Origin of the sequence: Staphylococcus caledonicus, assembly GCF_016238465.1 — a bacterium.
GTDB lineage: Bacteria > Bacillota > Bacilli > Staphylococcales > Staphylococcaceae > Staphylococcus > Staphylococcus caledonicus.
The window spans coordinates 1,178,441-1,203,190 of the sequence record NZ_JABTXV010000001.1; the positions used below are offsets into that span (position 1 = coordinate 1,178,441).

Annotated in this window: 24 protein-coding genes; 11 read left to right on the forward strand and 13 right to left on the reverse strand. The window is 32.0% G+C overall.

The features are described 5' to 3' along the window. Window positions 1-9: 9 nt before the first annotated feature. From thiI to ezrA, 3 genes are all read right to left on the reverse strand, one after another. Window positions 10-1,233: a tRNA uracil 4-sulfurtransferase ThiI gene (gene thiI / locus HS848_RS05875; protein WP_198611572.1), complete on the reverse strand. Its 1,224-nt coding sequence runs from the start codon at window positions 1,231-1,233 to the stop codon at window positions 10-12. Continuing rightward, complete coding sequence (locus HS848_RS05880) at window positions 1,234-2,370, reverse strand: cysteine desulfurase family protein (RefSeq protein ID WP_198611573.1); 1,137 nt, start codon at window positions 2,368-2,370, stop codon at window positions 1,234-1,236. 355 nt (window positions 2,371-2,725) lie between these two features. Then, window positions 2,726-4,417, reverse strand: coding sequence for a septation ring formation regulator EzrA (gene ezrA, locus HS848_RS05885; protein ID WP_198611574.1), 1,692 nt, complete (start codon window positions 4,415-4,417; stop codon window positions 2,726-2,728). Window positions 4,418-4,547: 130 nt separating this feature from the next. Here ezrA and HS848_RS05890 point away from each other — a divergent pair, with 130 nt between their 5' ends. After that, window positions 4,548-5,018 carry a GAF domain-containing protein gene (locus tag HS848_RS05890; RefSeq protein ID WP_198611575.1) on the forward strand — a complete coding sequence of 157 codons (471 nt, stop codon included), beginning with the start codon at window positions 4,548-4,550 and terminating at the stop codon, window positions 5,016-5,018. A gap of 221 nt (window positions 5,019-5,239) precedes the next feature. Then, window positions 5,240-5,842 (forward strand): 30S ribosomal protein S4, encoded by a 603-nt coding sequence (gene rpsD, locus HS848_RS05895; protein WP_107508350.1) that lies wholly within the window; start codon window positions 5,240-5,242, stop codon window positions 5,840-5,842. 92 nt (window positions 5,843-5,934) lie between these two features. On the opposite strand, the gene HS848_RS05900 is transcribed toward rpsD, so the two are convergent. Continuing rightward, complete coding sequence (locus HS848_RS05900; protein WP_198611576.1) at window positions 5,935-6,681, reverse strand: glycerophosphodiester phosphodiesterase; 747 nt, start codon at window positions 6,679-6,681, stop codon at window positions 5,935-5,937. 78 nt (window positions 6,682-6,759) lie between these two features. Between HS848_RS05900 and HS848_RS05905 the strand changes: the two genes are divergently transcribed. The 3 genes from HS848_RS05905 to serA all read left to right on the forward strand — a co-directional run bounded on the left by HS848_RS05905 (window position 6,760) and on the right by serA (window position 10,167). Next, the gene (locus HS848_RS05905; protein WP_198611577.1) at window positions 6,760-7,200 is read left to right on the forward strand and encodes an OsmC family protein; all 441 of its coding nucleotides are present in this window, start codon (window positions 6,760-6,762) and stop codon (window positions 7,198-7,200) included. A 212-nt stretch (window positions 7,201-7,412) separates the two neighbouring features. Then, on the forward strand, window positions 7,413-8,588 hold the full coding sequence (locus HS848_RS05910) for a pyridoxal-phosphate-dependent aminotransferase family protein (protein WP_198611578.1): 1,176 nt from the start codon (window positions 7,413-7,415) through the stop codon (window positions 8,586-8,588). Beyond that, entirely contained in the window at window positions 8,563-10,167 is a 1,605-nt protein-coding gene (serA, locus tag HS848_RS05915) for a phosphoglycerate dehydrogenase (RefSeq protein ID WP_198611579.1), read from the forward strand. The genes HS848_RS05910 and serA overlap by 26 nt, the downstream gene beginning before the upstream one ends. A gap of 59 nt (window positions 10,168-10,226) precedes the next feature. Here serA and HS848_RS05920 read toward each other — a convergent pair whose 3' ends face one another. After that, a complete protein-coding gene (locus HS848_RS05920) occupies window positions 10,227-11,351 on the reverse strand; it encodes an HAD family hydrolase (protein WP_198611580.1) in 1,125 nt (374 codons plus the stop codon). A 535-nt stretch (window positions 11,352-11,886) separates the two neighbouring features. Continuing rightward, a complete protein-coding gene (gene nagE, locus HS848_RS05925) occupies window positions 11,887-13,359 on the reverse strand; it encodes an N-acetylglucosamine-specific PTS transporter subunit IIBC (RefSeq protein ID WP_198611581.1) in 1,473 nt (490 codons plus the stop codon). 498 nt (window positions 13,360-13,857) lie between these two features. Here nagE and HS848_RS05930 point away from each other — a divergent pair, with 498 nt between their 5' ends. The 3 genes from HS848_RS05930 to HS848_RS12700 all read left to right on the forward strand — a co-directional run bounded on the left by HS848_RS05930 (window position 13,858) and on the right by HS848_RS12700 (window position 15,099). Then, complete coding sequence (locus tag HS848_RS05930; RefSeq protein WP_198611582.1) at window positions 13,858-14,508, forward strand: thiaminase II/PqqC family protein; 651 nt, start codon at window positions 13,858-13,860, stop codon at window positions 14,506-14,508. Window positions 14,509-14,729: 221 nt separating this feature from the next. Then, window positions 14,730-14,867 (forward strand): hypothetical protein, encoded by a 138-nt coding sequence (locus HS848_RS12695; protein WP_232806071.1) that lies wholly within the window; start codon window positions 14,730-14,732, stop codon window positions 14,865-14,867. Between the two features lie 37 nt (window positions 14,868-14,904). Then, entirely contained in the window at window positions 14,905-15,099 is a 195-nt protein-coding gene (locus tag HS848_RS12700) for a hypothetical protein (RefSeq protein ID WP_232806072.1), read from the forward strand. A 405-nt stretch (window positions 15,100-15,504) separates the two neighbouring features. On the opposite strand, the gene HS848_RS05940 is transcribed toward HS848_RS12700, so the two are convergent. The 5 genes from HS848_RS05940 to HS848_RS05960 form a co-directional block, all read right to left on the reverse strand. Next, entirely contained in the window at window positions 15,505-16,398 is an 894-nt protein-coding gene (locus HS848_RS05940; protein WP_198611583.1) for a helix-turn-helix transcriptional regulator, read from the reverse strand. Window positions 16,399-16,556: 158 nt separating this feature from the next. Further along, window positions 16,557-17,135 (reverse strand): LPXTG cell wall anchor domain-containing protein, encoded by a 579-nt coding sequence (locus HS848_RS05945; protein ID WP_198611584.1) that lies wholly within the window; start codon window positions 17,133-17,135, stop codon window positions 16,557-16,559. 81 nt (window positions 17,136-17,216) lie between these two features. Continuing rightward, entirely contained in the window at window positions 17,217-18,128 is a 912-nt protein-coding gene (locus HS848_RS05950) for a phosphate/phosphite/phosphonate ABC transporter substrate-binding protein (protein WP_198611585.1), read from the reverse strand. A gap of 274 nt (window positions 18,129-18,402) precedes the next feature. Then, on the reverse strand, window positions 18,403-18,744 hold the full coding sequence (locus HS848_RS05955; RefSeq protein WP_198611586.1) for a hypothetical protein: 342 nt from the start codon (window positions 18,742-18,744) through the stop codon (window positions 18,403-18,405). Window positions 18,745-18,819: 75 nt separating this feature from the next. Next, complete coding sequence (locus HS848_RS05960; RefSeq protein ID WP_198611587.1) at window positions 18,820-19,398, reverse strand: LPXTG cell wall anchor domain-containing protein; 579 nt, start codon at window positions 19,396-19,398, stop codon at window positions 18,820-18,822. Between the two features lie 242 nt (window positions 19,399-19,640). Here HS848_RS05960 and HS848_RS05965 point away from each other — a divergent pair, with 242 nt between their 5' ends. The 3 genes from HS848_RS05965 (at window position 19,641) to HS848_RS05975 (ending at window position 22,012) form a co-directional block, all read left to right on the forward strand. Further along, window positions 19,641-20,624 carry an FAD-dependent monooxygenase gene (locus tag HS848_RS05965; protein ID WP_198611588.1) on the forward strand — a complete coding sequence of 328 codons (984 nt, stop codon included), beginning with the start codon at window positions 19,641-19,643 and terminating at the stop codon, window positions 20,622-20,624. Window positions 20,625-20,716: 92 nt separating this feature from the next. Beyond that, entirely contained in the window at window positions 20,717-21,133 is a 417-nt protein-coding gene (locus tag HS848_RS05970; RefSeq protein ID WP_198611589.1) for an aromatic-ring hydroxylase C-terminal domain-containing protein, read from the forward strand. A 45-nt stretch (window positions 21,134-21,178) separates the two neighbouring features. Then, the gene (locus tag HS848_RS05975; protein ID WP_198611590.1) at window positions 21,179-22,012 is read left to right on the forward strand and encodes an alpha/beta hydrolase; all 834 of its coding nucleotides are present in this window, start codon (window positions 21,179-21,181) and stop codon (window positions 22,010-22,012) included. Window positions 22,013-22,206: 194 nt separating this feature from the next. On the opposite strand, the gene cstB is transcribed toward HS848_RS05975, so the two are convergent. Both cstB and HS848_RS05985 read right to left on the reverse strand, forming a co-directional pair. After that, window positions 22,207-23,541, reverse strand: a complete 1,335-nt coding sequence (cstB, locus tag HS848_RS05980) for a persulfide dioxygenase-sulfurtransferase CstB (RefSeq protein ID WP_198611591.1) — start codon at window positions 23,539-23,541, stop codon at window positions 22,207-22,209. A gap of 26 nt (window positions 23,542-23,567) precedes the next feature. After that, entirely contained in the window at window positions 23,568-24,635 is a 1,068-nt protein-coding gene (locus tag HS848_RS05985; protein ID WP_198611592.1) for a DsrE/DsrF/DrsH-like family protein, read from the reverse strand. Window positions 24,636-24,750: the final 115 nt, after the last annotated feature.

Below are 24,750 nucleotides of genomic sequence, written 5' to 3' on the forward strand. Positions count from 1 at the left end.
AAATTAAGTTTAAAACAATTCATCAATTAATGCATCAGTGTCTTTGTCTTTATCACTTTTATAGTCTTTATTTATTGTAATTGTTTCTATACTATCTGCAGCTGCTTGGACCATCTCATCAAAGTTAAATACACTTTCATATTTAACTACTTTGTCAAAGTCTGGTTCAGTTACAGGGTTTTTAGGTGTAAATATCGTACAACAATCTTCGTAAGGTTCAATTGATACATCAAAAGTGCCAATTTCACGCGCTTTTTTCACAATATCTTCTTTATCTAAGGAAACGAGTGGGCGTAAAATAGGTGTTGAAGTCACGTCGTTAATCGCATACATACTTTTTAGCGTTTGACTTGCGACTTGGCCTAAATTTTCGCCATTTACAATGGCATGACCCCCGATACGTTCTAAAACGATATCAGCTACGCGTAACATCATACGACGAGTAGATGTCATAGTATAACGTGGATGTACCACTTTATTGATTTGTTTTTGTAATTCTGTGAAATGAACGATGTGTAATTTGATTGGACCGACACGTTCGGATAGAATACGTGTTAATTCAATCACTTTGTCTTTTGCTTTTTCGCTTGTAAATGGTGGACTATGGAAATGGATTGCTTCAATTCGCACGCCACGTTTCATAATTTCCATACCAGCTACAGGCGAATCGATACCACCAGAGAGCATTAATAGCGTCTTTCCTCCTGTACCTACTGGTAATCCTCCAGCACCTTCGTAGACTTTAGTAAAGATGTATACACCATCTAAACGAACTTCTACTCTTACATTATAATCAGGTTGTTTTACATCTACTGTCACATCTTCAGTCGCGTTTAAAACAGCGCCACCTAATTCTCTTTGTAAGGCATAAGTATCTAGTGGGAATGATTTATCAACACGTTTTACATCAATTTTAAATGTTTCACCACTTTTAAAATCCTGTGCCAAGCGAGCACATAATTCTTTAATATCATCTAACTCTTGTGTCGTCTTATAGACAGGGCTTATCGATTTTATACCGAAAATTTTTGATAATCTATCAATTACTGCTTGAGGATCCGCTTCTTCAGAAAGTGATACATACATTCTGTCTCTTTTACCTTGAACGTGTGTGCCTTCTAAAGTTTGTAAAGATCTAATTACATTATCTTTCAATGCATTCACAAACTTTTTGCGGTTCGCTCCTTTTAACGTCAATTCCCCATATCTTACTAATAAATGATCAAATTTCATTTACTTAAGCAACTCCTTAACTTCAGAATAAATAATTTCAAATTTCTTTTTGAAAGATTCAATATCTTGCGCGGTTGTAGTCTCTCCTAATGAGAGTCTTATACTTCCTTCAATTTTATCTTCTCTAATATCCATCGCTAATAAAACTTCATTAAGTTTCCCTCTTTTAGAAGAACATGCACTTGTAGTTGAAACCATAATATCTAATTTTGAAAAAGCATTTACTAATACTTCGCCTTTAACACCTGGAAATGCAATATTTAAAATCTGTGGTGCTCCATTTTCAGGTGAATTGATATATATGCTGTTATAATTTTTAAAAAATGTGCGCAACTCTCTATTAAAAGAACTTAAGCGTTTGTGGCGTTCTTCCAAATTATCTAAAGCTAGAGCGATAGCCTTAACTAGCGACACATCCATAGCTAAGTTAACTGTACCACTACGTAAACCATATTCTTGACCGCCACCATGCATAATTGGTTCTAATTTTTCTTTATTATCTATTAATAATAAACCTTGGCCTTTTAAACCATTGAATTTATGCCCACTAAAACTAAGACTATTAATACCTTGAAATTTCATAGGTATTTTACCTAAAGCTTGCACTGCATCTACGTGTAAATGTGCTTTGGGATACTCTTTTAAGAGTTCAACGATTTGGTCAATAGGTTGAATCTGTCCCATAATATTATTGACATACATACATGTAACCAGACCGACTTTATCTGTCATTAACGTAGCAAGATGGTCCATATCAATTTGACCATTTTCAGTAACATCAACATATTTTAAAATAAATCCTTCTGTTTCTAAATGACGCATCACTTCAAGTACTGAAGGATGTTCTAGTACTGAGGTAATAATTTCATTAGCAAATTGTTTTTTACGATAGGCAATACCTTTTAAGGCAATATTATTTGATTCAGTTGCACCACTGGTAAATATCACATCATATTGTTGCGTTGGAGATAAGATATTATTAATACGTTCTTTTGCTTGTAATAATATTTTTTCGGCTTGTAATCCCATTTTGTGCGGACTATTAGGATTAAAATAAACTGATTCATTTACTTTTACAAACGAATCCAATACATCTTTATGAGGTTGGGTTGTGGCTGCATTGTCGAAATAAATCACTTACAACACTCACTTTCACATTTCAATTTACTATATATTAAATAAGGTTAAGCTAACTCTAATGAAACGTTCAATTTTTTATGCTATCAGCAGTTTTATAGAGTCTACATTATAACTGTCATACCTTATTACATACTTAAAAATAGATACTAGAGCATTATACTATTTTTCATTAAAAATAAAAGGGAGTGAAACTAGAAATCTCATTTAATTTCTAAGTTTCCATAGCCCACTCCATCAATGATGTTTAAAATTGGTTATACCACGATTTCAACTCATCACTGGTTTAGTCCTCTATTACTAAAAAAGAGGTTGAGGCATTAATGATATAAATGCCCCAACCTCTCACACGATATTATTTTGTAATTTCATCTTCGATATATTTAGTAATACCAGGTTCCACACTTTCAAGTGCTTGTTCTGAAATTTCTATTGAACGTTTATAACGATTGTTTTTAAATAAGCGTTCTGCTTCATTTAAACTTTTATCTACGTTGTTATGATCTTTACGGTATCTATTACCATATTGAATTAAACGTTCAGCGTATACTGCATTTACTAATACATCATTTGCTTCATCTTCAAATGTGTTCATTTGAATAACTATTTTAGAAACTTTATCTTTTAATTGTTTAACATGAATTGGTCGTTCACTAAATTGTTCATTCGTCGCTCTTACTTCGTGATCAATTTCATTCTTCATAATAATAAATCGTTCTGGAACACTTGGTAAGTTTGAAGCTAGAAGTCGACGATACACTTCTTCTTTCTTAGATTGCACTCTTAATAGATTATCTTCAGCATCCGCTTCATCTTCTCTCAATTGAATAAGATGATTTTGTAGTGTTTCTTGCTTTTCGTTAATGACTTTAACGTGGTCATCAAGATATTCAAGATTATCTTTTACTTCACTATATCTTACTGCTGATTTAGCCATTTCTTTAAGAATTTCATCATAAACAGCTACTAGATTTTGAATTTCATTTTCATGTTGTCTAATACTATGAACATCACTTTCATTAATGAAGTAATTCTCACGGATATAGTCAATTTCAGTTCTTAACGTATAATTCATTTCTCTAGCTTTAAATAATTCATCCGTAATTTGTTCTTTCGTTTCTTCTACTTCATTTTTAGCCTTAACTTCATGTTCAATTAAATCGTACATTTCATCTAACTTATTATTGATTTGTTCTAACTTATCATTTGCGTTGTCTAATTCTAAACGACTAATCATAGGCTCAACAAAGTTCAATTCTGTTTTTAAGCTTTGTAATGTACCATCAATTTTAACGTGATCAAGGTCATAACCATTTACTTTTAAATCACGACATCCATATTTTAAATCTTGGAACTGTCCAGGTAATTCTTTTTGAGCTTCACGGATTAATTCAGGAATTTCCTCCATATAATCTTTAATCTCATTAATAGACTGATTTAATCCCATAATATGATTATGCGCTTGTACATAGTTACCTTCTTCTTTAAGCGTAGTATATTGCTCAAGTTCAGGTTCGAATGATTCAATGCGTTTTTCAAGTGGTGCTGCTGCTTCGCCAAACTGATGTCTATTTGCTAAAACATCACGTTTCATTTCACGATAATCAGTTTTACATTTCTCAAAAACTTCTTCATTTTCCTTATGTAAAGCTACAATTTCGTCCACTTCTTCAACTTGTGCTCGATATCCTTCTTCATATCTATCCATTAAATCGTGCGCATCATCAATATCACTTTGCGCTCCTGAAAATTGGAATTTATCAAGTTGAATTTCAGCATCATGAATCTTTTCTTCTACAGGTGCTAAATAATTATTTGTGTAATCTAAGGTGTCTTGCTTAAAAGCATCATATTTAGTTCTTGTTTCACCTTTTAAATTTAAGTTAGAAAGCTTCTCTAAATTCTTTTCAAAAGGTAATCTTTGTACCTTTAATTTACGTTCTTCAGCTTCTTCAACAATTTTGCGCTTATTAGAACGCAAGTAAAACATAATACCAATGACAATTAGTATAATTACTATTATTGCTAATATAGTATATAAAACCATCTCATTCTCCTCCTACGTTATCATCATTATAACGTAATTTGTACATTCAATAAAACACTAAATGAATGAATTGATAGAATAATTTTTTCCATTTATAATTTAGTTTAAAATAACAAAATGAGGTCATCGTATGTCAACTATAAATGAAACGAATTATACATTAATAGAAAAGCAACTTGCTAGTTTAATTGAAGATGAAACCAACTTAATTGCTATTCTAAGTAACACTTCTGCACTACTTAATGATAATTTAGCCCAAATTAACTGGGTCGGCTTTTATCTAATAGATAATAATGAACTAATCCTCGGACCTTTTCAAGGCCATCCCGCTTGTGTGCATATTGCTATTGGTAAAGGAGTGTGTGGCACAGCTGTATCTGAAGACAAGACGCAACTCGTTGAAGACGTTCACGCCTTCCCTGGACACATTGCTTGTGATGCTAATAGTAAATCAGAAATCGTAGTGCCTATCCACGTGAATGGAGAAATCATCGGCGTCTTAGATATTGACGCCCCTATTAAAGGCCGTTTCAATGAGAAAGATGCACAAGGTTTACAAGCAATTGTCTCAGTTCTAGAAAATCAATTAGCTAAACAATAAAAATGTATTGACACTTTGTAAAATACTGGTACAATGAAATTTGTGTGAATTAACGAAAATAGCAGTTGTATATCAATAGGCTCTATGTTGTTCCCAATGCGGACGTGTCACGTAACTGTCGCTATAAGGTGAAGACACATAAAACAATATATCCTGTTGAGCATGCAACACTCTTTTTTGTTTCTTCATAACAACAAAAAAGAAAAAGGAGGAGTCTTATTATGGCTCGATTCAGAGGTTCAAACTGGAAAAAATCTCGTCGTTTAGGTATCTCTTTAAGTGGTACTGGTAAAGAATTAGAAAAACGTCCTTACGCACCAGGACAACATGGTCCAAACCAACGTAAAAAATTATCAGAATATGGTTTACAATTACGTGAAAAACAAAAATTACGTTATTTATATGGAATTACTGAAAGACAATTCCGTAATACATTTGACATCGCTGCTAAACAACACGGTGTACATGGTGAAAACTTCATGATCTTATTAGCTAGTCGTTTAGACGCAGTTGTATATTCATTAGGTTTAGCTCGTACTCGTCGTCAAGCACGTCAATTAGTTGGACATGGTCACGTTGAAGTTGATGGCCGTCGTGTAGACATCCCATCATATTCAGTAAAACCTGGTCAAGTTATCACTGTACGTGAAAAATCTCAAAACTTAGACATCATCAAAGAATCTATCGAAATTAGTAATTTCGTACCAGAATACTTAGACTTTGATGCTGATAACTTAAAAGGTACTTTCGTACGCTTCCCAGAACGTAGCGAATTACCAGCTGAAATTAACGAACAATTAATCGTTGAGTACTACTCAAGATAAGTTGCTTAGTTATAAAAACACCCTTTCCTATTGGATTGGGTGTTTTTTTATTGCATCTAATTTTTAACTATTTCTTATGTTTTCAACTATTCTTATAACTTAAACAGTTCATCAGGAATATCAGAGATAACCCCATCTACCCCTACTTTAATCAAATCTTTAACATTTTTCGCCATATTAACCGTATAAGGCATCACTTTTAAAGATGCATCATGTGCTCGGGCAATAAATTTTTTATTAACTAATTTATAATTAGGATTCACGTAACTAGCATATGTGGCAATTTCTTCAAAGTTAGGTTGCTTGTACCAATATTTCTTCTTACTCACTAACAAGCCTAATTTATATTTACTTCGAAGCTCCGCTAAACGTTTCACACTATTAGCATCAAACGACTGAATAATCGCTTTATGGCTAGGTACATGATAAGCTTCTAATTTTTCTAACACTGCTTGTTCAATGCCTGGATACTGCTTAGGCACCTTAATCTCGATTAATAACGTTTTTGAATAATGATTAAATAATTCTAATACTTCATCAAATGTAGAGATAGTAGTATTCGCAAATTTTTCACTATGTTTAATACCAAAATCAAATTTTCTAATTTCTTCAAGAGTATAGTCTTTTATTTTACCTTTTCCGTTAGACGTTCGATCAATTGTGTCATCATGAACCACAACAAGATAATTGTCTTTAGTAAAATGAACGTCAATTTCTAACATATCAATATGTTGCATTAATGCAGCTTTGAATCCTTCAATAGTATTTTCAGGATATTGATGAGATAATCCTCGATGTGCAACAATTTGAAATTCGTTATTAGGTTTATTAATTTTCATAGAAGACACCTTTCTTTAATTATGTAACACTTTAAACTACACTTAAGTTACCATACTATAAATGGAGGTTAAACATGAATGATTAAACATGACTTTAAAGTTCAAACCAATTGGCAAGGAGGCCGCGATGAAGTCGGCACTGTAAATGGAGATGTTCTCTCTGAACAAATTTCTATCCCATCTTCCCTGGGCGGCAATGGTACAGGCACTAACCCTGATGAAATGTTAGTATCAGCTGCCTCTTCTTGCTACATCATTTCCCTAGCCGCTACTCTAGAAAGAGCGAAGTTTAGTAATGTCACCTTAACTGTAGATTCAGTGGGTACAGCTATTTTTGAAAATGGAAAATTCAGAATGGATAAGATTACACATTATCCTTCCATCTCTGTTCCAGATAATGAAAAAGAGAATTTAGAAAAACGTTTACCAAAACTATTAGAGATTGCAGATAATAATTGTATGATTTCTAACTCTATAAGAAATAACGTAGCTATAGAGATTATACCAACTATTTTATAACAAATTATTTAGTACTCTTTTAATAAGCGTTTCTGTAAGTGAATTGATAATCTAGGAACAATAAAACTTTCAATCTCCGTTCATCTACCCTAGCGTGGAACAATATTCTTTTCTCAACAAATTGATATTTGTTCCACGCTAATAATGAACCTTTAAAAATGTCAGAATTTTTGGTAAAATAAGTAAATCTAATTACGAGAGGAAAGTTTACTATGAATTATTATGAACCATTGTTATTAACACCCGGTCCTACTCCCGTACCTAATGAAATTAATCATGCCATGGCATTGCCTATGGTCGGTCATCGTTCTCCAGATTTCGAAGCTATTGCCAAGGAAGCTTTCGCAAATTTAAAACCTATCTTTGGTACTAAAAACGATGTCATGATTTTAACTTCAAGTGGTACCAGTGTTTTAGAAGCTAGTATGTTAAATATCGTTAACCCTGATGACCATTTTGTCGTTATTGTATCAGGTGCATTTGGTAATCGTTTTAAACAAATTGCAGAAACTTATTATCAAAATGTTCATGTCTATGATGTCGAATGGGGTAAAGCTGTAAATGTTGAAGAATTTACGACATATTTATCTTCACTTGAGCATAAAATTACGGCCGTCTTTACGCAATTTTGTGAAACTTCAACGGCAGTTCTTCATCCTGTAGCACAATTAGGTAAAGCTATTAAAGAAATTGATGAGACCATTTATTATGTGGTAGATGGCGTGAGCTGTATTGGTGCTGTCGATGTCGATTTAGAAAGAGATAATATTGATGTGTTGGTTTCTGGTAGTCAAAAAGCGCTTATGTTACCTCCAGGTTTAGCATTTGTAGCTTACAATCAACGTGCATTACAACGATTCAAAGAAGTAACTACACCACGATTCTATTTAAATTTGAATAAATATCATGATTCTCTTCAAAAAGACACAACTCCATTTACTCCGAACGTTGGTCTGTTCAGAGCAGTGAATGCTTATGCAGATTTAGTGAAAAATGAAGGCTTTGACAACACAATCACAAGACATTGCACAATTCGAGATGCGTTAAGAGTTGCATTAAGCGCATTAGATTTAGAGTTATTAGTTGAAGATGCTTACGCCTCTCCTACTGTAACTGCTTTTATTCCAAGGGATAAAGAAGAATTAAACCATATTAAATCTACATTAAAATCTCAGTTCAACATTACGATTGCCGGTGGCCAAGGCAAATTAAAAGGTACGATCTTACGTATCGGCCATATGGGAAAAGTATCACCATTTGATATTTTAGCGGTAGTAACTGCCCTAGAAATCATCTTATCAGATTATCGTAAAGTCAATTACATCGGTAAAGCAACTTCAAAATATACGGAGGTCATCTATCATGACGCATCAAATATTAGTATCTGATCCAATTTCTGAAGAAGGATTGCAAAGTTTAACATCTCATCCAAATTTTAAAGTGGATATTAACACTGGATTAAGTGAAGATGAGTTATTAAAAATCATTCCAGACTATGAAGGTTTAATCGTACGTAGTCAAACGCAAGTCACAAAAGCGATAATCAAACAAGCAAAAAATTTAAAAGTAATTGCTCGAGCTGGTGTAGGCACTGACAATATCGATATCGAAGCAGCTACCTTACAAGGAGTGCTGGTTATTAACGCGCCTGATGGTAACACAATTTCTGCGACGGAACATTCAGTCGCTATGATTCTTGCGATGGCACGTAATATCCCTCAAGCTCATGCTTCTTTGAAAAATAAAGAATGGAATCGCAAGCAGTTTAAAGGTGTTGAACTATATCAAAAAACATTAGGTGTCATTGGTGCTGGACGTATAGGAATTGGTGTAGCACAACGACTTCAAAGTTTTGGCATGAACGTCTTAGCCTTTGACCCTTATTTAACTGAAGAAAAAGCACAACAATTAGGCATTAAACTTGTGACAGTTGATGAAATTGCCCAACAAGCTGATTTCGTTACCGTTCATACGCCATTAACGCCTAAGACAAAAGGGATTATTAACGCTGAGTTCTTTTCAAAAGCAAAACCAACATTACAAATTATTAATGTAGCCAGAGGTGGCATTATAAATGAACAAGATTTAATACATGCTTTGGATAACAATCAAATTTCACGCGCTGCGCTTGATGTTTTCGAACATGAACCGCCAACTGACTCACCTCTTCTAGATCATGAAAAGATTATTGTAACACCTCATCTAGGTGCATCAACGGTAGAAGCGCAAGAGAAAGTAGCAATTTCAGTAGCTGAAGAAATTGTAGACATTTTAGAACATGGGAACGTTACGCATGCCGTTAATGCTCCGAAATTAAATTACAATGAGATTGATGAAGATACTCAACGGTGGATTAATATCGGACAATTGTCTAGTGAATTAGCTATTCAATTATTAGATGGCGCACCTAGAGCTATTAAAATCACATTTAATGGTGATGTTGCGAATAAAGAAACCGACTTAATTACACGGTCAATTGTGACACGTGTCTTGCAACAAGATTTAGGCGAGCGTGTTAATTTAATTAATGCTTTAGCTCTTCTTAATGAACAAGGTGTAGCACATAATATCGAGAAGCAAGCATCTCAAGGCGCATTCAGTAACTATATCCAAGTCGATTTAACAAATGATACGGAAGAGGTTAAAATTGGTTGCACGGTAATTTCAGGATTTGGCGCACGCATTGTACGTATCAATGACTACTCAGTCGACTTTAAACCGAATGCTTATCAATTAATTTCTTATCATGGTGACCAACCTGGTATGGTTGGTTTAACTGGCCAATTATTAGGTAAACATGGCATAAATATCGCTTCAATGTCTTTAGGACGTAATATTGAAGGTGGCCAAGCCATGATGATATTATCTGTCGATCAACCCGTTCCATATGAAACGATTAACGAATTATATCAACTCGGTGGATTTGATAAACTGTATGGTACATCATTAACCCTTCCAAAAAATTAGATTATATAATTAAACAGCGATGGCAATCATAACTCGATTGTCATCGCTGTTTTAATCTTTTATAAAAGAATATCTCTAATATGACTAACATGCTCTACAATGTAATCCGCCTCGTAATCCTCTAGCTCTTTTCTTGCTGCTTGCCCTTTAAGACCAGTTAGCGTGCCAATAAATGTAGCTCCTATCTTTTTAGCACAAAGCAAATCTGCCAGTGAATCTCCGACGATAAATACCTCTTCTTTATTCACAATATTGGTTTGTGCTGAAACATAATCTTTATACTTACTTTGGTCATTTCCATTAAGTGTCGCAATATAACAGAATGGATTAGGTTTACCTAATGGCACATATTGAGGAAAAGCTTTCTCCGCATTCAACACATCTGTCGCAGTCACAATATGGTCATCTTGGAAGAACTTTTTAAGACCGAGAGATTTAAATGGCACCATCGTTTCTGTTCGAGGTCGACCCGTTGCAATTGCAAGCTGATATCCTGCTTCTTGTAAATCTGTTAATAATGTTTGAATCTCTTCGACAGGTCTCAGTATAATCTCATCATAGATAAAGCCATTTTTAAAGTTTGAAATAGGTAACTTGTCTTCAACTTCTTTAAATAAGCTTGAACCTAAATACCATTCTTGATAAACCTCTCTTGAAAAATGCCACAACGGCCCTTTAAGTTTAAATAAACTTGCATCGTCAACGTTTAATTGTAACTTAGCATACGCTTCCAATTCTGCATAAATATTTTCTTTACCTTGTTCACTATGATTAATAAATTCTAACGGTCTATAATAATCAATTGTGATATTTTGATTAATTAAATTTTGTAGTTTTGTTAATTCAAATTTAGATATAGAGTCGTAGTTTAAAACTTTTTCAATTTCATCTTTATCAAGCATTTTTAAGATATTAATAAAGTGAATGCTAAATACGACAAATAACATATCCCAGTTAGAATTTAATCCTAGTGATTTTAATTGAGTTAAAATTTGATCGTCTTTAAACACTCGTTTACGTATATCGTGAATGAGTTGATCGCTTATATTTGCAAATGGTATAGAAGTATCTAAGCCTAAGAAGTCTTCGTTTTTTAGTATTTCTTCGACAGTAAGTGCCGAAACATCGAAACAACGTTCTTCACTTAAAAATACACCATCGACATCGAATAATATTGATTTCATATCCTTTTCTCTCCATTAATTTAGAATATTCTGATTCTTTTATTTATAAGTATAATTACTTACTTTCCATATTATCATAAATCAAAAAGCTAATGAACGTAAGATTGGACTTTACATTCCCCTTTATACCAATACTTCGTATTGTTTGGCTCGCGTTTCCTAGGGGGATGGGCCGAGCCACGGTCTCGACGCTCATCCTATTCCCTCAGGAATCTCGCCAACAATACTACGTTGAAAACATATAATTTTATTCTGAAAGGCTTAAGCTAACAAGACTATTAAGTATATCATATGTTCCAAAAAGCAACTTCTATATTACTAATTAAATTAACTTATTATATATTTGCATCTATTATATTTCGACTTTCCCAATACTAATTAGCTATAGCTTTTGAATTAACATTTTAATTTTAGTCATATTTTAAGAACTAATTAGATATTTAAATTCAAATATACTACCCAAGTGAAAAAACAACAATATAAAAAAGGATAGCTACTAAACTATCCTTTTATAATTAAAATTTTTAATTGAAAATTATTTTAATTGTTTTTCAATTTCATCTGCAACTTGTTGGACGTGTGTGCCGATGATGACTTGTGTAGAGTGTTTACCATTTTTAGTAACACCTATTGCGCCGGCGTTTCTTATCTTTTGTTCATCTATAATAGAATTGTCTTTCAATTCCATTCGTAATCTAGTTGCGCAATTTGTGAGTGTATCTATGTTGTCACTACCGCCTAAGCCTTCTAGAATTTGATTGGCAGTTGTATGGTATTTCCCTTTTCCAGAAGCAACGGCTTGATTGTCAGTTTCATCGCTAGAGATATCTGTTGGATCAGCCAGTAGATTATCTCCACGGCCAATAGTATTTAAGTTAAACACTTTGATGACTACTCGGAAAATCACGTAATATAAAATAAAGAATACTACGCCTTGTACGAGCAACATTAACGGATGATTTGCGACTGGATTGATTAATGATAAGACATAGTCAATTAATCCAGCGCTAAATGAGAAACCTGCAGTCCAGTGAAAAACAGACGCTATAAATAAAGATAGTCCAGTAAGGAATGCATGAATAAGGAATAAAATCGGTGCCACGAACATAAAAGCAAATTCGATCGGTTCCGTTACCCCTACTATAAATGCAGATACAGCACTAGCTAAAAACCAGCCCCACACTTGTTTCTGTTGCTTAGTTTCAGCACTATGATACATCGCTAATGCAGCAGCTGGGATACCAAACATCATGATTGGGAAGAACCCAGCTTGATAACGGCCTGTAAGACCTTTTACTGCGTCTTGACCAGTTTGGAATTTCCCAATATCATTAATTCCTGCTGTATCAAACCAGAATACGGCATTCAATGCGTGGTGTAATCCAGTTGGTATAAGTAAACGGTTGAAGAAACCATATAAAAATGCACCAAATGAGCCGAATCCTACAAGCCATTTACCGAAAGTTACTATACCTGTAAAGACTAGTGGCCATAAGAATAATAGAACAACTGCTAATACAGTACAGAAGAATACTGTCATAATTGGAACTAAACGTTTACCACTAAAGAATGATAATGCCATAGGAAGTTCGACTTCGCTAAACTTATTATAAGAATATGCAGCGATTAAACCGATAATCATACCTAGAAATACGTTAGAATTATCCATCTTAGTGAATCCTAAGTTGACTGCTTTTTCTTTAATATTAAACATTAATGCGACGTTTTCAGGATTTAATACTTTAGTTACCATCGCATAACCTAATGCACCAGCTAATGCGACAGCCCCATCATTTTTCTTAGCCATACCGATTGCTACACCTATAGCAAAGATTAAACCTAATTGACCTAAGATTGCAGTTCCTACAGTTGAAAAGAATAACGCAACTGTAGGAAGCGCATGAAGTGCTTTGAGTAAGTTACCAATCCCTACAATGATTGCCCCTGCAGGTAGCACTGCAACAGGCAACATGAGAGATCTCCCTAAATTTTGAAAAAATTTAAACATTTGTGTCCTCCCAAAATCATACTTATTTGCAATTAATAATAGAATTTTTAAAAAGTATGTATTTTTTATTCCTTTATTAATTTACCACAAATGAAAGCGCTTTTGATGTGTCATTTTTACAAACATTTGATAATAAAATGATGTTAAGGGGAATAATAAGTCAAAGACTTGATTGAGATTCATATATATTCGAAAGCTCACACAAAATTAAATTAGACCTACTCTTTTCATTTTAAACGCCAACTTATATAATGAGATTATGGTTAAAGGCTTTCGTCCTAACCTTTTTAGAAGAACGTTCTAACAAGTGCTATGATTTGTATTATTAGTCTCGCAACCATTAATCAAATCGTCAGCTTTTGTTGACGTTTTTTATTTTTTTCAATTTATTTCATTCATAATTATATAACATATAAGATAGACTATTATTTTATTATAAATGAGACAAGATATATTCATTTTCAACTCGTTTCTAAAGTCAGAAGATTGGAGGTACTTATGTCCTTTCTAAAAAACAATATAAACAATGCCAAAACACTTTGGGATGACTGTGTAAATAAATCATTTATTCAAGAACTCAAAACTGGAGATTTAAAAGAATCTAAATTTATCAATTTTTTAATTCAAGATGTTTTATATTTAAAAGCTCATGCAAAAGTTTATGGAAAAGCTCTTTTTATATCTGAAACACTTGAAGATTATAGAGTTTTTCATAGTGTATTAGGTGTTATCGATAATTCAGATGACTCTATACAATGGAACTATATAAATCACTATAATCTAACTGATGAATACATATCCGAGACACCAGCTAAAACCGAAACTCAAGAGAGTATAGATTTTATTATGAAAATTGCACATCAAGATGATATACGTAAAATTTTAGTTGCTATACTTCCATGTTTATTAAGTTACAGTTATATTTTCCAAAAACTCAATGAAGATCCATTAAGTAAAACATCTCCTTACGCTAATTTAATACATAACTATGCTAGTCAAAGTTATAAAGAAAGTTGTGATTATTGGATTGAATACACAGAACGTAAATGTGCAAATAGTACAATACAAGAAGAAAAAGAACTTTCTCAAATATTTAAAAAAGCTAATGAATTAGAATTAAACTTTTGGGAAATGTTATCTAAATCCTAGCTGAATACAGAAACTATTTTAAATAGCTTTTTAACATTTCCCTTTTTTAATCTACTAGGAACTTTATTTTAATTAAATCATCAAGACTAACTTCAATTTTTTTGAAAAATCATAAAGTTTTATTTATTTTTCTAAGAGGAATTTATAAAAAATTACATTTTAATAAAGAGAGATTTTATAATCACTCAAATAGAGTTTTTTTATTTGGAGAAGTCAAAGGTATGCAAGATAATTTGCAATACGATAAAGAATTTCTTTATATAACTTCTTTATTCTATGTTTTATGTTTAACTCAAACTTATAATAGTGTTGATTTAAGATTCGATGTAGACGGTGCTAATGCTGTTAAACAATTTTAAGAAATTATAATGATAACGACTGTGATTTACAACTTGCTTGGATGCTATTGCATTACATACAACACTAGGCGTAGCTGAACATAAAGAAGATAATGTGGCGCTATTGTATCATTGTGTAGGAATGGACGTTATGGTTGATAATTGGAATCAATATTCTAATGAGATCCGAAAAGCAATTTCCACTAAATTTCCAAGAAGTAATTTTAAGCACGATGAAATTAAATCATTATAATTTTTACTCATGAATTTTAAGCTCAAAATGGGAAAGTTAAAATAATCAATAGCTTTTTAATGTTGAGTCTAAAAACCTTTAACTAAACTGATTGGATAATCATTTACAAGTTTAGTTAAAGGTTTTCTATTAAAATCAATAAATTTTTGGGGCACAATTACATGTATTAATTTCAATTTGTCTTAGTTGCTTGATGAAAAAATAATTTCCAATCATCATAAAAAAGCCATAATGAACTTCTATCACTTTTAGTATTAGACATTTCATCTAATAAAACATACTTACATAACCGAGCTTGATCAGATAAATCAAAAATAACAAAATCTTTCATTAGTGTGTTGGTTATTAATCTAATAATCAAAAGCTTCATATGTTAGTACGATTGTTGGGTTAACGAGCTACATTTTATTCCTTACTAGTTCCAGCAAAATTTGTATACTGATTTTTTATTTCATCTAATCGCTCAACAAATTGATCAATTAAATGTTGTGGCGCAATTATTTTGGCATGTGGAGCTAACTGATAAGATATGTAAAATGCCTCTAAGTCTGTACAATTTACTTCAACCTTAAGAGTCGTCTCATTTTCTTCTAATATATTTTGTACTGAAAATTGTTGGTTAAATTGATCCCAAATTTTTTTACTTATTTCAAAAACAATTGAATTTTCTGTATTCACTTGTTCGAACTGTGTTTCTAATATAGTTAAAGAAATTATTGAACGTACTGGTATAGTTAAAATTTTCTTTTTATATTCATAGGTGAACCAATATTCATAATGCATATACATCATTGATAATGGTTTAACAATAATTTTCTCAACTTGTCCTTCAATATTTAATCTTACTTTTAATTTCTTCATGATAGCGCTTTGTAATGACATTAAATTATAACCTGGTAAACGCTCATCTCTCTGATTGAAGTGACTTAATACTGACATTAAAACCTTTTGATTTTCAATATTTTGTCCATTAATCTCTTTTTTAAAAAAATCATAAATTTCCTTATGTAATGTAGGAGTTAAACTTTTAATTTTAATTAATAAACTTAATAGACGTAAGCTTTTTTGGTTATGTTCAGTGTTAACTAATTGATAACCATTTAGTCGTCTGTTATAGATCACCTTGGTTTGTTGATCACACCAAAATTCACTTTCATAGAAAAATAAATTGATGGTATTAATATCTCTTTGTATTGATTTAGAGCTTACATCACTCATATAAATTAAATCTGATGGATAAACCACATTTTTATTTATTAAACATGTTAGTAAGTTCAAAACTCGCGTTGCTTTGTCCAAGAAAATCAACTCCTAAGAAAATTATAAAAGATTAAACGGACACATATTGTCTTTTTACAACCTTTATCAATTTAAAAATAAGGAATAGATTCATAATTCATCTATTTTAATGAACTATGTTCTATTCCTAAAACATATCGCTTTAACAATTTAATTAATTATGATTGATGTTTACGATTTGAAAATAGTAAAATACTTCCTGCAACTCCTAAAATAGCAGCAATAATTGTAATTATACCTGTTTGTTGTCCCCCTGTTTCAGGTAATACTGATGCTTCATTTGATTGCATTTGTTGCTGATTAGTGTTTGAAGGCATGTTTGAAGTTGATGATTGATAGTTAGCATTTGTTTGGTTTTCATTTACTTGAGCAGGTTGTTGAGAGTTACCTTGCATATTTGATTTTTCTTCACCATTATTAGAAGCTTTAGTTTGGTTTGTATCTTGCGCCTCGTTTGGATAAACATATTCTATCGGCGCTGCACTTTCACTAAGTTCTTCCCCTGCTTTAACTCTATTCAAATACTCTTGATATGTTTCATCACCAACTACTATGCGAACGTCTGAACCTGGCCCGCCGCCAAAACCTTCAGTGGCCCCAGTTTTATTTTCGTTAAACTCTTTTTCTGTAAATACATATACTGGCGTTTTTTGTTCTGCCGCATGTGCTTGTCCTGTAAAAATACCTGTTGCTAAAACTGTCCCTGCTAGTGTAGTTGCAATTAATCCTTTTTTCATTGTACTAACCTCCATTGATTGATAACTTCAGTTGAAGTTTATCAAGTGACGAGGACATATAATGTCGGTTTACAATAAATATTAATTATTTCTTACTTTACGTATATAATTTCTAACTTTTTCAAATTCTTCATCTTTTGCTTTTACATACCCTTCATGTCCATATATATCGCTAATAACTTTGTTTCCTTTTTTAGTTTTACTTATATCTAGAAAAGCATCGCTAATCTTAGTCTTCCACGATTGACTCATATCACTTCTTACAGAAATAGTATCATTAGGAATTTTATCACTACGATAAATGACTTTAGTATCTTTATAAATTTTAGGGTAATCTTCTTTTAAATCTGTTCTAGCATCTTGATAAGTAGCAGCTGCATCGATATCGTTGTTTAATAATGATATTAAAGCTTGGTCATGCCCCTTCAATTGTTGAATATTTAAATCATTTTTGGTAATACCTATCTTTTCCATACTTGCTAAGGGATAAATATATCCTGAGGTTGATTCAACATCTTGAAGCCCTATCGTTTTACCTTTTAAATCTTTTAAATTTTTAATTTTACTATTCTTTTTAACAACGATTTGTGAACGATAATAATCTACAAGTTGATTTGTTTTATTTCCTTGATTATCCACTAGATAACCTTTTGATTTTAATAATACTTCAGCTGCACCTTGATCATGAGCAATGACATAGGATACAGGTGAAATAAATGCCACATCGATTTTTTTCGATTTCAATGCTTCAACCATCGTATTATAATTTGTCGAGATGTGTACTTTAACTGGAATGCCAAGTTCTTTTGATAGTAACTTTTGTAGCGGTTTAATTTTCGCTTCTAATGTTTGACTATTCTGTGAAGGTACAAATTCTACATTTAATGTTTTAGGTTGGTATGTTTCTTTATTACTTGATTCTGAAGTTTGATCGCAACCTGAAACGATTAAACCTAATATTAATATTACTATTAAACTAAGTAACTTTTTCATATTCCAATATTTCCACACCCTATATATTTTAATTTCTCATACTCTATATTAAATATTATAATTTAACATAAATATTTATAGCAATGTATTTTTATTATTTTCACTTTGTATTTTCATATTACATAATGTTTTTAAAATAAAAAATCTCTCAAATTGTCGTTGCTTTTATACATTTGAAATATTATGCACTTATTATTTCGGGCAAAGAAAAATGGTAACTTCTATCTTATTTAATAGAAATTACCATTTCGCTTATTTTCGTAATTTTAATTACTTACTCTTTACTTAGTTCAAACTTTTCATCACTTTTATCAGGATTTTGAAGAATTAATTTATCACCTTTGACTTTGTAGTCAAATTTTATATCTCCTTCTTCCATATTAAAAGTCATTGTTTTTTTACTTTTATCAACATGGCCTTTTACATTACCATCATTTTTTTCAACACCAAATATACCTCCATCATTTTCTAAATAATCCAAGTGCATTGTAGCGTCATTACTATCTTCGCTAACAGTTACACTCATCTCACTGTTGTTATATGTACCATCTAACTTGCTGCCGCATGCTACTAAAATTAAAAGCGCTCCAATACATAATATAAAAATCTTTTTCATAATTTTACTCCTTTTGTTTTATCGTTCATAAAATTTTATTAAAGTCTTTAAAGAAGTAATTAATCTTAATTAACTTTATTTTTTATAACTTATTCGACGGTTAAGTATTAATAGGCTTCCCATTACTAATAATACTGAAGCAACCATCACTCCTATATCAGTATTTGTTGATTCCTTTCCAGTCTCTGGTAATGATTGAGCTTCTAATTGTTGTTGAGAATTTGTATTTTCTTGAGCATTTGTGCTAGTTACATTTTTGTCATTAGTATTATTATCTACTGTGTTGTTATTTTCCTTTTGTTGAGCAAATTCATACTTACCTACTTCATTGAATTCACCTTGGTCTTGTTCTCCGTAAATACCACTGTTGTATTGTACAGTACCGTCTTTATAGACACGTGCACCGCCTACTCCCATGCCAGATTTATTAGTCGTCTGAATAAAATAATAATCGCCTTTATCATAAGTACCATAATAGTTTGCTAGCGTAGGTTCATTACCATAATCTGTAAAAACGTCTTTGGCTACTTGAATCGCATTGTTTTCATTTACATTAGTTTCTGTACCCATTGCTTTAGCTTGGTTCATGTTAAATCCTGTAAATAATAATGTGCTAGCTAATGTTGTTGTCACCATAAATTTTTTCATTTTCATAAAAATACCTCCATATCCATATTTAAATTATTTTATATTTCATACTTTGTATGATGTACAATTGAACTTTATCAAATAAATAAGACATTAAATGTCCGTTAAATTACTTTTTTATTCATCATATAAAGAACGTTTTAAATATATATGTTTAGTACTAAACAATATGGATTATATTGATTGTTGTTTGAGGGGCTGTTTTGTATTAGTTTTTAATAAGATAAAGAAAAAAAGGTGGAATTTAAATGAATCTAGATACTGAAGTTATTATTGTCGGTGGAGGTCCATCGGGTTTAATGGTAGGTAATGAATTAGCGCAATTTGGAGTAGATACGTTAATTCTTGAAAAGCGTAAAGAGCCTTATCTATCAAGAGCAGGGGTCATACAACCGAGAGTACTAGAGATATTTGATTCTAGAGGATTTGTGGAAACGTTTATCAATAGAGCACAAGAATTCAACCCACATCCAAAATCAAGTGGTGGCATTTGGGCCGGTTTATCTGGGCTAGATTATTCTAAATTAGACAGTTCATTTCAGTATAAATTACTGTTAACTCAAGTTGAAACTGAAAAAATACTTGCAGAACGAGCAACACATTTAGGAGCTAACTTTAAACGTAATATAGAAGTAACAGATGTTAGAGAACAAGACGACTTTGTTGAAGTAGATATATTAGATGAAAATGATTACAACAAAACTTTAACTTGTAAATATGTAGTCGGAGCTGATGGTGGTAATAGTACGGTGAGAAAGTCATTAGGTATTCAATGGAATGGCTATGAACCTACGCATTCTATCGTTAATTTAGAAGTTGAAATACCATTTCCGTGGTCAGAACGTCAGGCAAGAGTAACTGACAATGAACATGGTTGGTGTTTAGTCATTCCAATGGGTAAAAATCTCACACGTTTTACTGTTATCGATGCAGAAGATACGACTGAACTTCATAAAAATCAACCTGTTGATCTTGAAAAAGTTAAAACAAGTATTAAGAATATTTGGGATAGAGATTTCGACTTAGATAATGTTAAATCTTCACTAAGATTTAATGATGCAATGTATATGGCTGAAAAGATGCAAACAGAACGCGTCTTTTTAGTAGGAGAATCAGTTCGTATACACTACCCTGCTGCAGGCGTTGGAATGAATTTTTGTTTACAAGACGCTTTTAACTTAGGTTGGAAATTAGCTTATACCGTTAAGCGTGTAAATCAAACGGCTTATTAGAAAGTTACGAAGCTGAACGTAAACCGGCCGTTATTGCACATTTAGATGGCGTTAATCATCAGACGGCCATTCAATTAAACTTTTCAAAAGATATGATTTCATTTAAACGCTATTTTGAAACTTATTTTATTCCAATGGATGAAGTTAATAAACGACTTTCTAGTGAATTAGCTGGTCTAAATTTTTCTTATGGGGAAAATGAGGAAACACTCGTTGGCAAGCCGATGAGAAATTTAGACATTACCTCTAACAACGGAGAAAAATATACAATCTTTGAATTATTACGAGATCAGAAATTTTTACTTATTGATTTAACTAATACTGAAACTCCTGAAGTTCCAGAATCCGTGACAAATTATATTCACTGCATTTCTGGAAGTATAACAGAACATGAAGATGTAAAAGGCATCTCTACACTTTTCATCAGACCTGATGGACATGTAGCTTGGGCTAGTTCTGAAAAATTTAACGCTTCAGATTTTCAAAAAGAGCTTACTAAATGGTTTTAAAATTAATGATGCTATAAAAGACTATTAAAATGGAGGAATTATGTTTTGAATACCTTAGAATTAAATGGAGCGAATATTAATTATAATATTGAAGGCAAAGGTCCCCTACTAATCTTAATCCCAGGGGCAAATGGTACGGGAGATATCTTCGAACCATTCGTTGAGCAATTAAAGCATCAATTTAGCGTAGTAACATATGATCGTCGTGGCTATGGTAAAAGTAATTTCACAGAGCCTTTACCAGAACGTACGAAGAATGCTTACGATGACTATAGAATTAAACGAGACGTAAAAGATATAGTCGAATTATCTAAATATCTAGCTGATGAATCAATATATGTTTTAGGTACTAGTTCTGGTGCTATCGTAGCGATGCACTTACTCAAAGACTATCCTGAAATAATTAATAAAATTGCCTTTCATGAACCACCGATTAACACCTTTTTACCTGAGGCGACGTATTGGAAAGAGAAAAATGAAGATATTGTAGATGACATCTTTAATAAGGGTCTTGAAGAAGGCATGAAGACCTTTTCCAAAAAGAATAATGCTTCTTCGGAATATATGGAAACTGCATCTCAATTTAACGTTAAAGATAGCGAAGCTCAAAAACAAAAATACGAACAAACTTTATTTTGGGCAAAATATGAGATTAGACAATATACCCATTCCGATATTACGCTTGAAGATTTAGCTAAAAACAAATCACTTATTACTTTATTAAGCGGAGCAGAATCTAAAGATACGTTTGTAGATGAAGTGAACAATTATATCTCTGAACAGCTTAACATCAACGTGATGCGTACACCTGGTGGCCACTTCGGTTATATGCATTCTCCGAAAGAATTTAGTGAGACTTTATATTCTTTTACTAAATAAATGAGTGAATTTGCATACTAAATAATAAAGGCAACGTACACTATTCGGTTGTACGTTGCTTTTTTACTAACGAATATCAGTAACTAAACTATATTTAGCTATTTTTACAATTCCTATAATTGTTTATCAAGGCTATTTATATCAAATTTATCTTTATCTATATAAATACAGATTTGAAAATAAGTCCTCATCATTTATTTTAATAGCTCAGGAAAACTTTGATATCCTTCACTAATATTTACAACATTTTCAAAGCCCTTGCTTTCTAATATTCCCACTGCGATCGAACTTCTAACGCCTGACTGACAATGTACGTATATTTTATCTTCTTTATTAAAAGGAATCTTTTCATTTAATAGTTTGCCGTGTGGAATATTCACTGCTTGCTCTAAATGGCCATTATTCCACTCTTCTTCATTCCGTACATCCAAAACATGAACTTCTTCTCCAGTTATATCAGCACTATGGATTGATTGTGTTTTAATTTCTGGTTTAGGTAAACGATAACCTGCTACATTATTAAAACCGATTAATTGCAAAGTATATGCTGCTTGCTCAACTGTAAATTTATCGCCGATTAAATCTATACTTTTTTCAAAATCCAAATACCAACCAATTTGATTAATAAAATTTTTATCGTAAGGAATATTGATTGTCCCTTTTATATGACCACCATGAAAAGCCTCTTTGCTACGAAGATCAAATGCTATTCTCTTATTTTCTAGACTAGGATAAATATTATACGGCTGATACAAACTCATACCAAATTGGTTAATTTTTTTCATTTGTGCAAAGTGATGCGGAGGTGCTGGTTGATTTGATATTAAAGTTTCAACAAACTTAGTTTCATCATTTACATTAAAAGCCCAATTATTTATTTTTTCATAGCCTAGCGTAGTCATTGGTACTGCGCCTAATGCTTTATCACAAGGACTTCCAGCCCCATGCCCTGGCCAAATTTGTATATAATCTGATAAATGTTTAACACTTTCAATAGATTGATACATCTGCTTCGCACTAATTTCTGTTGAGCCTTCCATTTGAACTGATTTTTCTAATAGATCAGGTCTACCTATATCCCCGACGAAGATAAAATCACCGCTAAACAGGCCCATTGGAATATTCGATCCTCCCCCTTCATCAGTAAGTAAGAAACTGATGCTTTCCGGGGTATGACCAGGTGTATGCAATACTTCTAATTTAATATTACCTACATAAATAATATCTTGATGTTTAACAAATTGTGTTTGTTTTGGCATATTTTTATAACTTAGTTGATCATCGCTTTCGCCAGATACATATATATTTGCGTTTAATTGTTCAGCTGCGTCTCGAATTCCAGAAGCAAAATCTGCATGAATATGCGTTTCTGTAGCTTGTGTAATTGTTAAATTCTCAGTATCTGCAACTTCAATATACTTTGATAAGTCACGTACAGGGTCAATAATAATTGCCTCTCCTGTGCGTTGACAACCAACTAAATAAGATGCTTGAGATAAATTATTATCGTAAAATTGTTTAAAAAACATAAAAAAACTCCTTATTTTTAATAGTTTTAAATAAATAAATTATGACTTGCGTTTTCAGTATCACCTATATATGTCCCTACTCCACCGTATTCAATTTCGTCTCTGAGTTCTTGTTTTTTAATGCCCATAACCTCCATACTCATCGTACATGCGATTAATTTGATATCTTGGTCGATCGCTTGATCAATAAGTGATGGTAATGAATCAACATTTTTCTTTTTCATAACGTAGCGCATCATTATATTTCCTAAACCAAACATATTCATTTTGGAAAGAGGCATTTTTAAAGGTGTTCTTGGTAACATAAAATCAAACATTTTTGCGAAACCTTTCTTTTTAACATTAAGCGTTTGAGCTTTTTTTAATGCGTTAAGCCCCCAGAAAGTAAAGAAGATGGTTACATTTCTCCCAGAAGCTTTAGCACCATTCGCGATAATTAATGCAGCCACTGCTTTATCTAACTCTCCACTAAATAGTACTATTGTGGTATTTTTAGGCGCATAGTTCTCTTTATTATCTTTTGGTGTTCCTTTTTGGATAATTGCATTAATTTCATGCTTATTTTCATTAAGTTTAACTAATATATGTCCAGTTTGCTTTGCCCAACTTTTAATGTCATTAACGAATCCAGGATCGCTAACCGTAACCTCAATTTGATCGCCAATTTCAATATTTTTTACTTCTTTACTAATGTTTACAATTGGTCCTGGACATTGAAGATCACAATAGTTAAATTGTTTACGCTCTGTTTTAATTTCTACGTTTTTACTTTCATCTTCTGTATCGTCGCTGATATGTCTTGCTTCATAGCTTTTATAACCACCATCTAAATTAATAACATCATAATCCTGCTTAGCTAGATAATTACTTGCTTTAGCACTTCTATTACCACTTTTACAGTAAATATAATAGGTTTTATTTTTATCTCTATTAAATGTTTCAATTTCATCTACAGGATGTAATATTGAACCTTTTATGTGCCCTAATTCATATTCTTCTTGCGTTCTTACGTCAATCAATTGGCCTGTTGAGCCCAAGTTCTCTAATTCTTGTTGACTTAAATTGTTAATATATTTTTCATCAAATTGTTTCATAAATAACCTCCTAATAAATACCTACAGGGGTATAATAAACTGATATACAAACTATGTCAAATACCCCGTTGGGTATTTGACATAGTTGTTTTTATCTATTATTATGAAATTATTC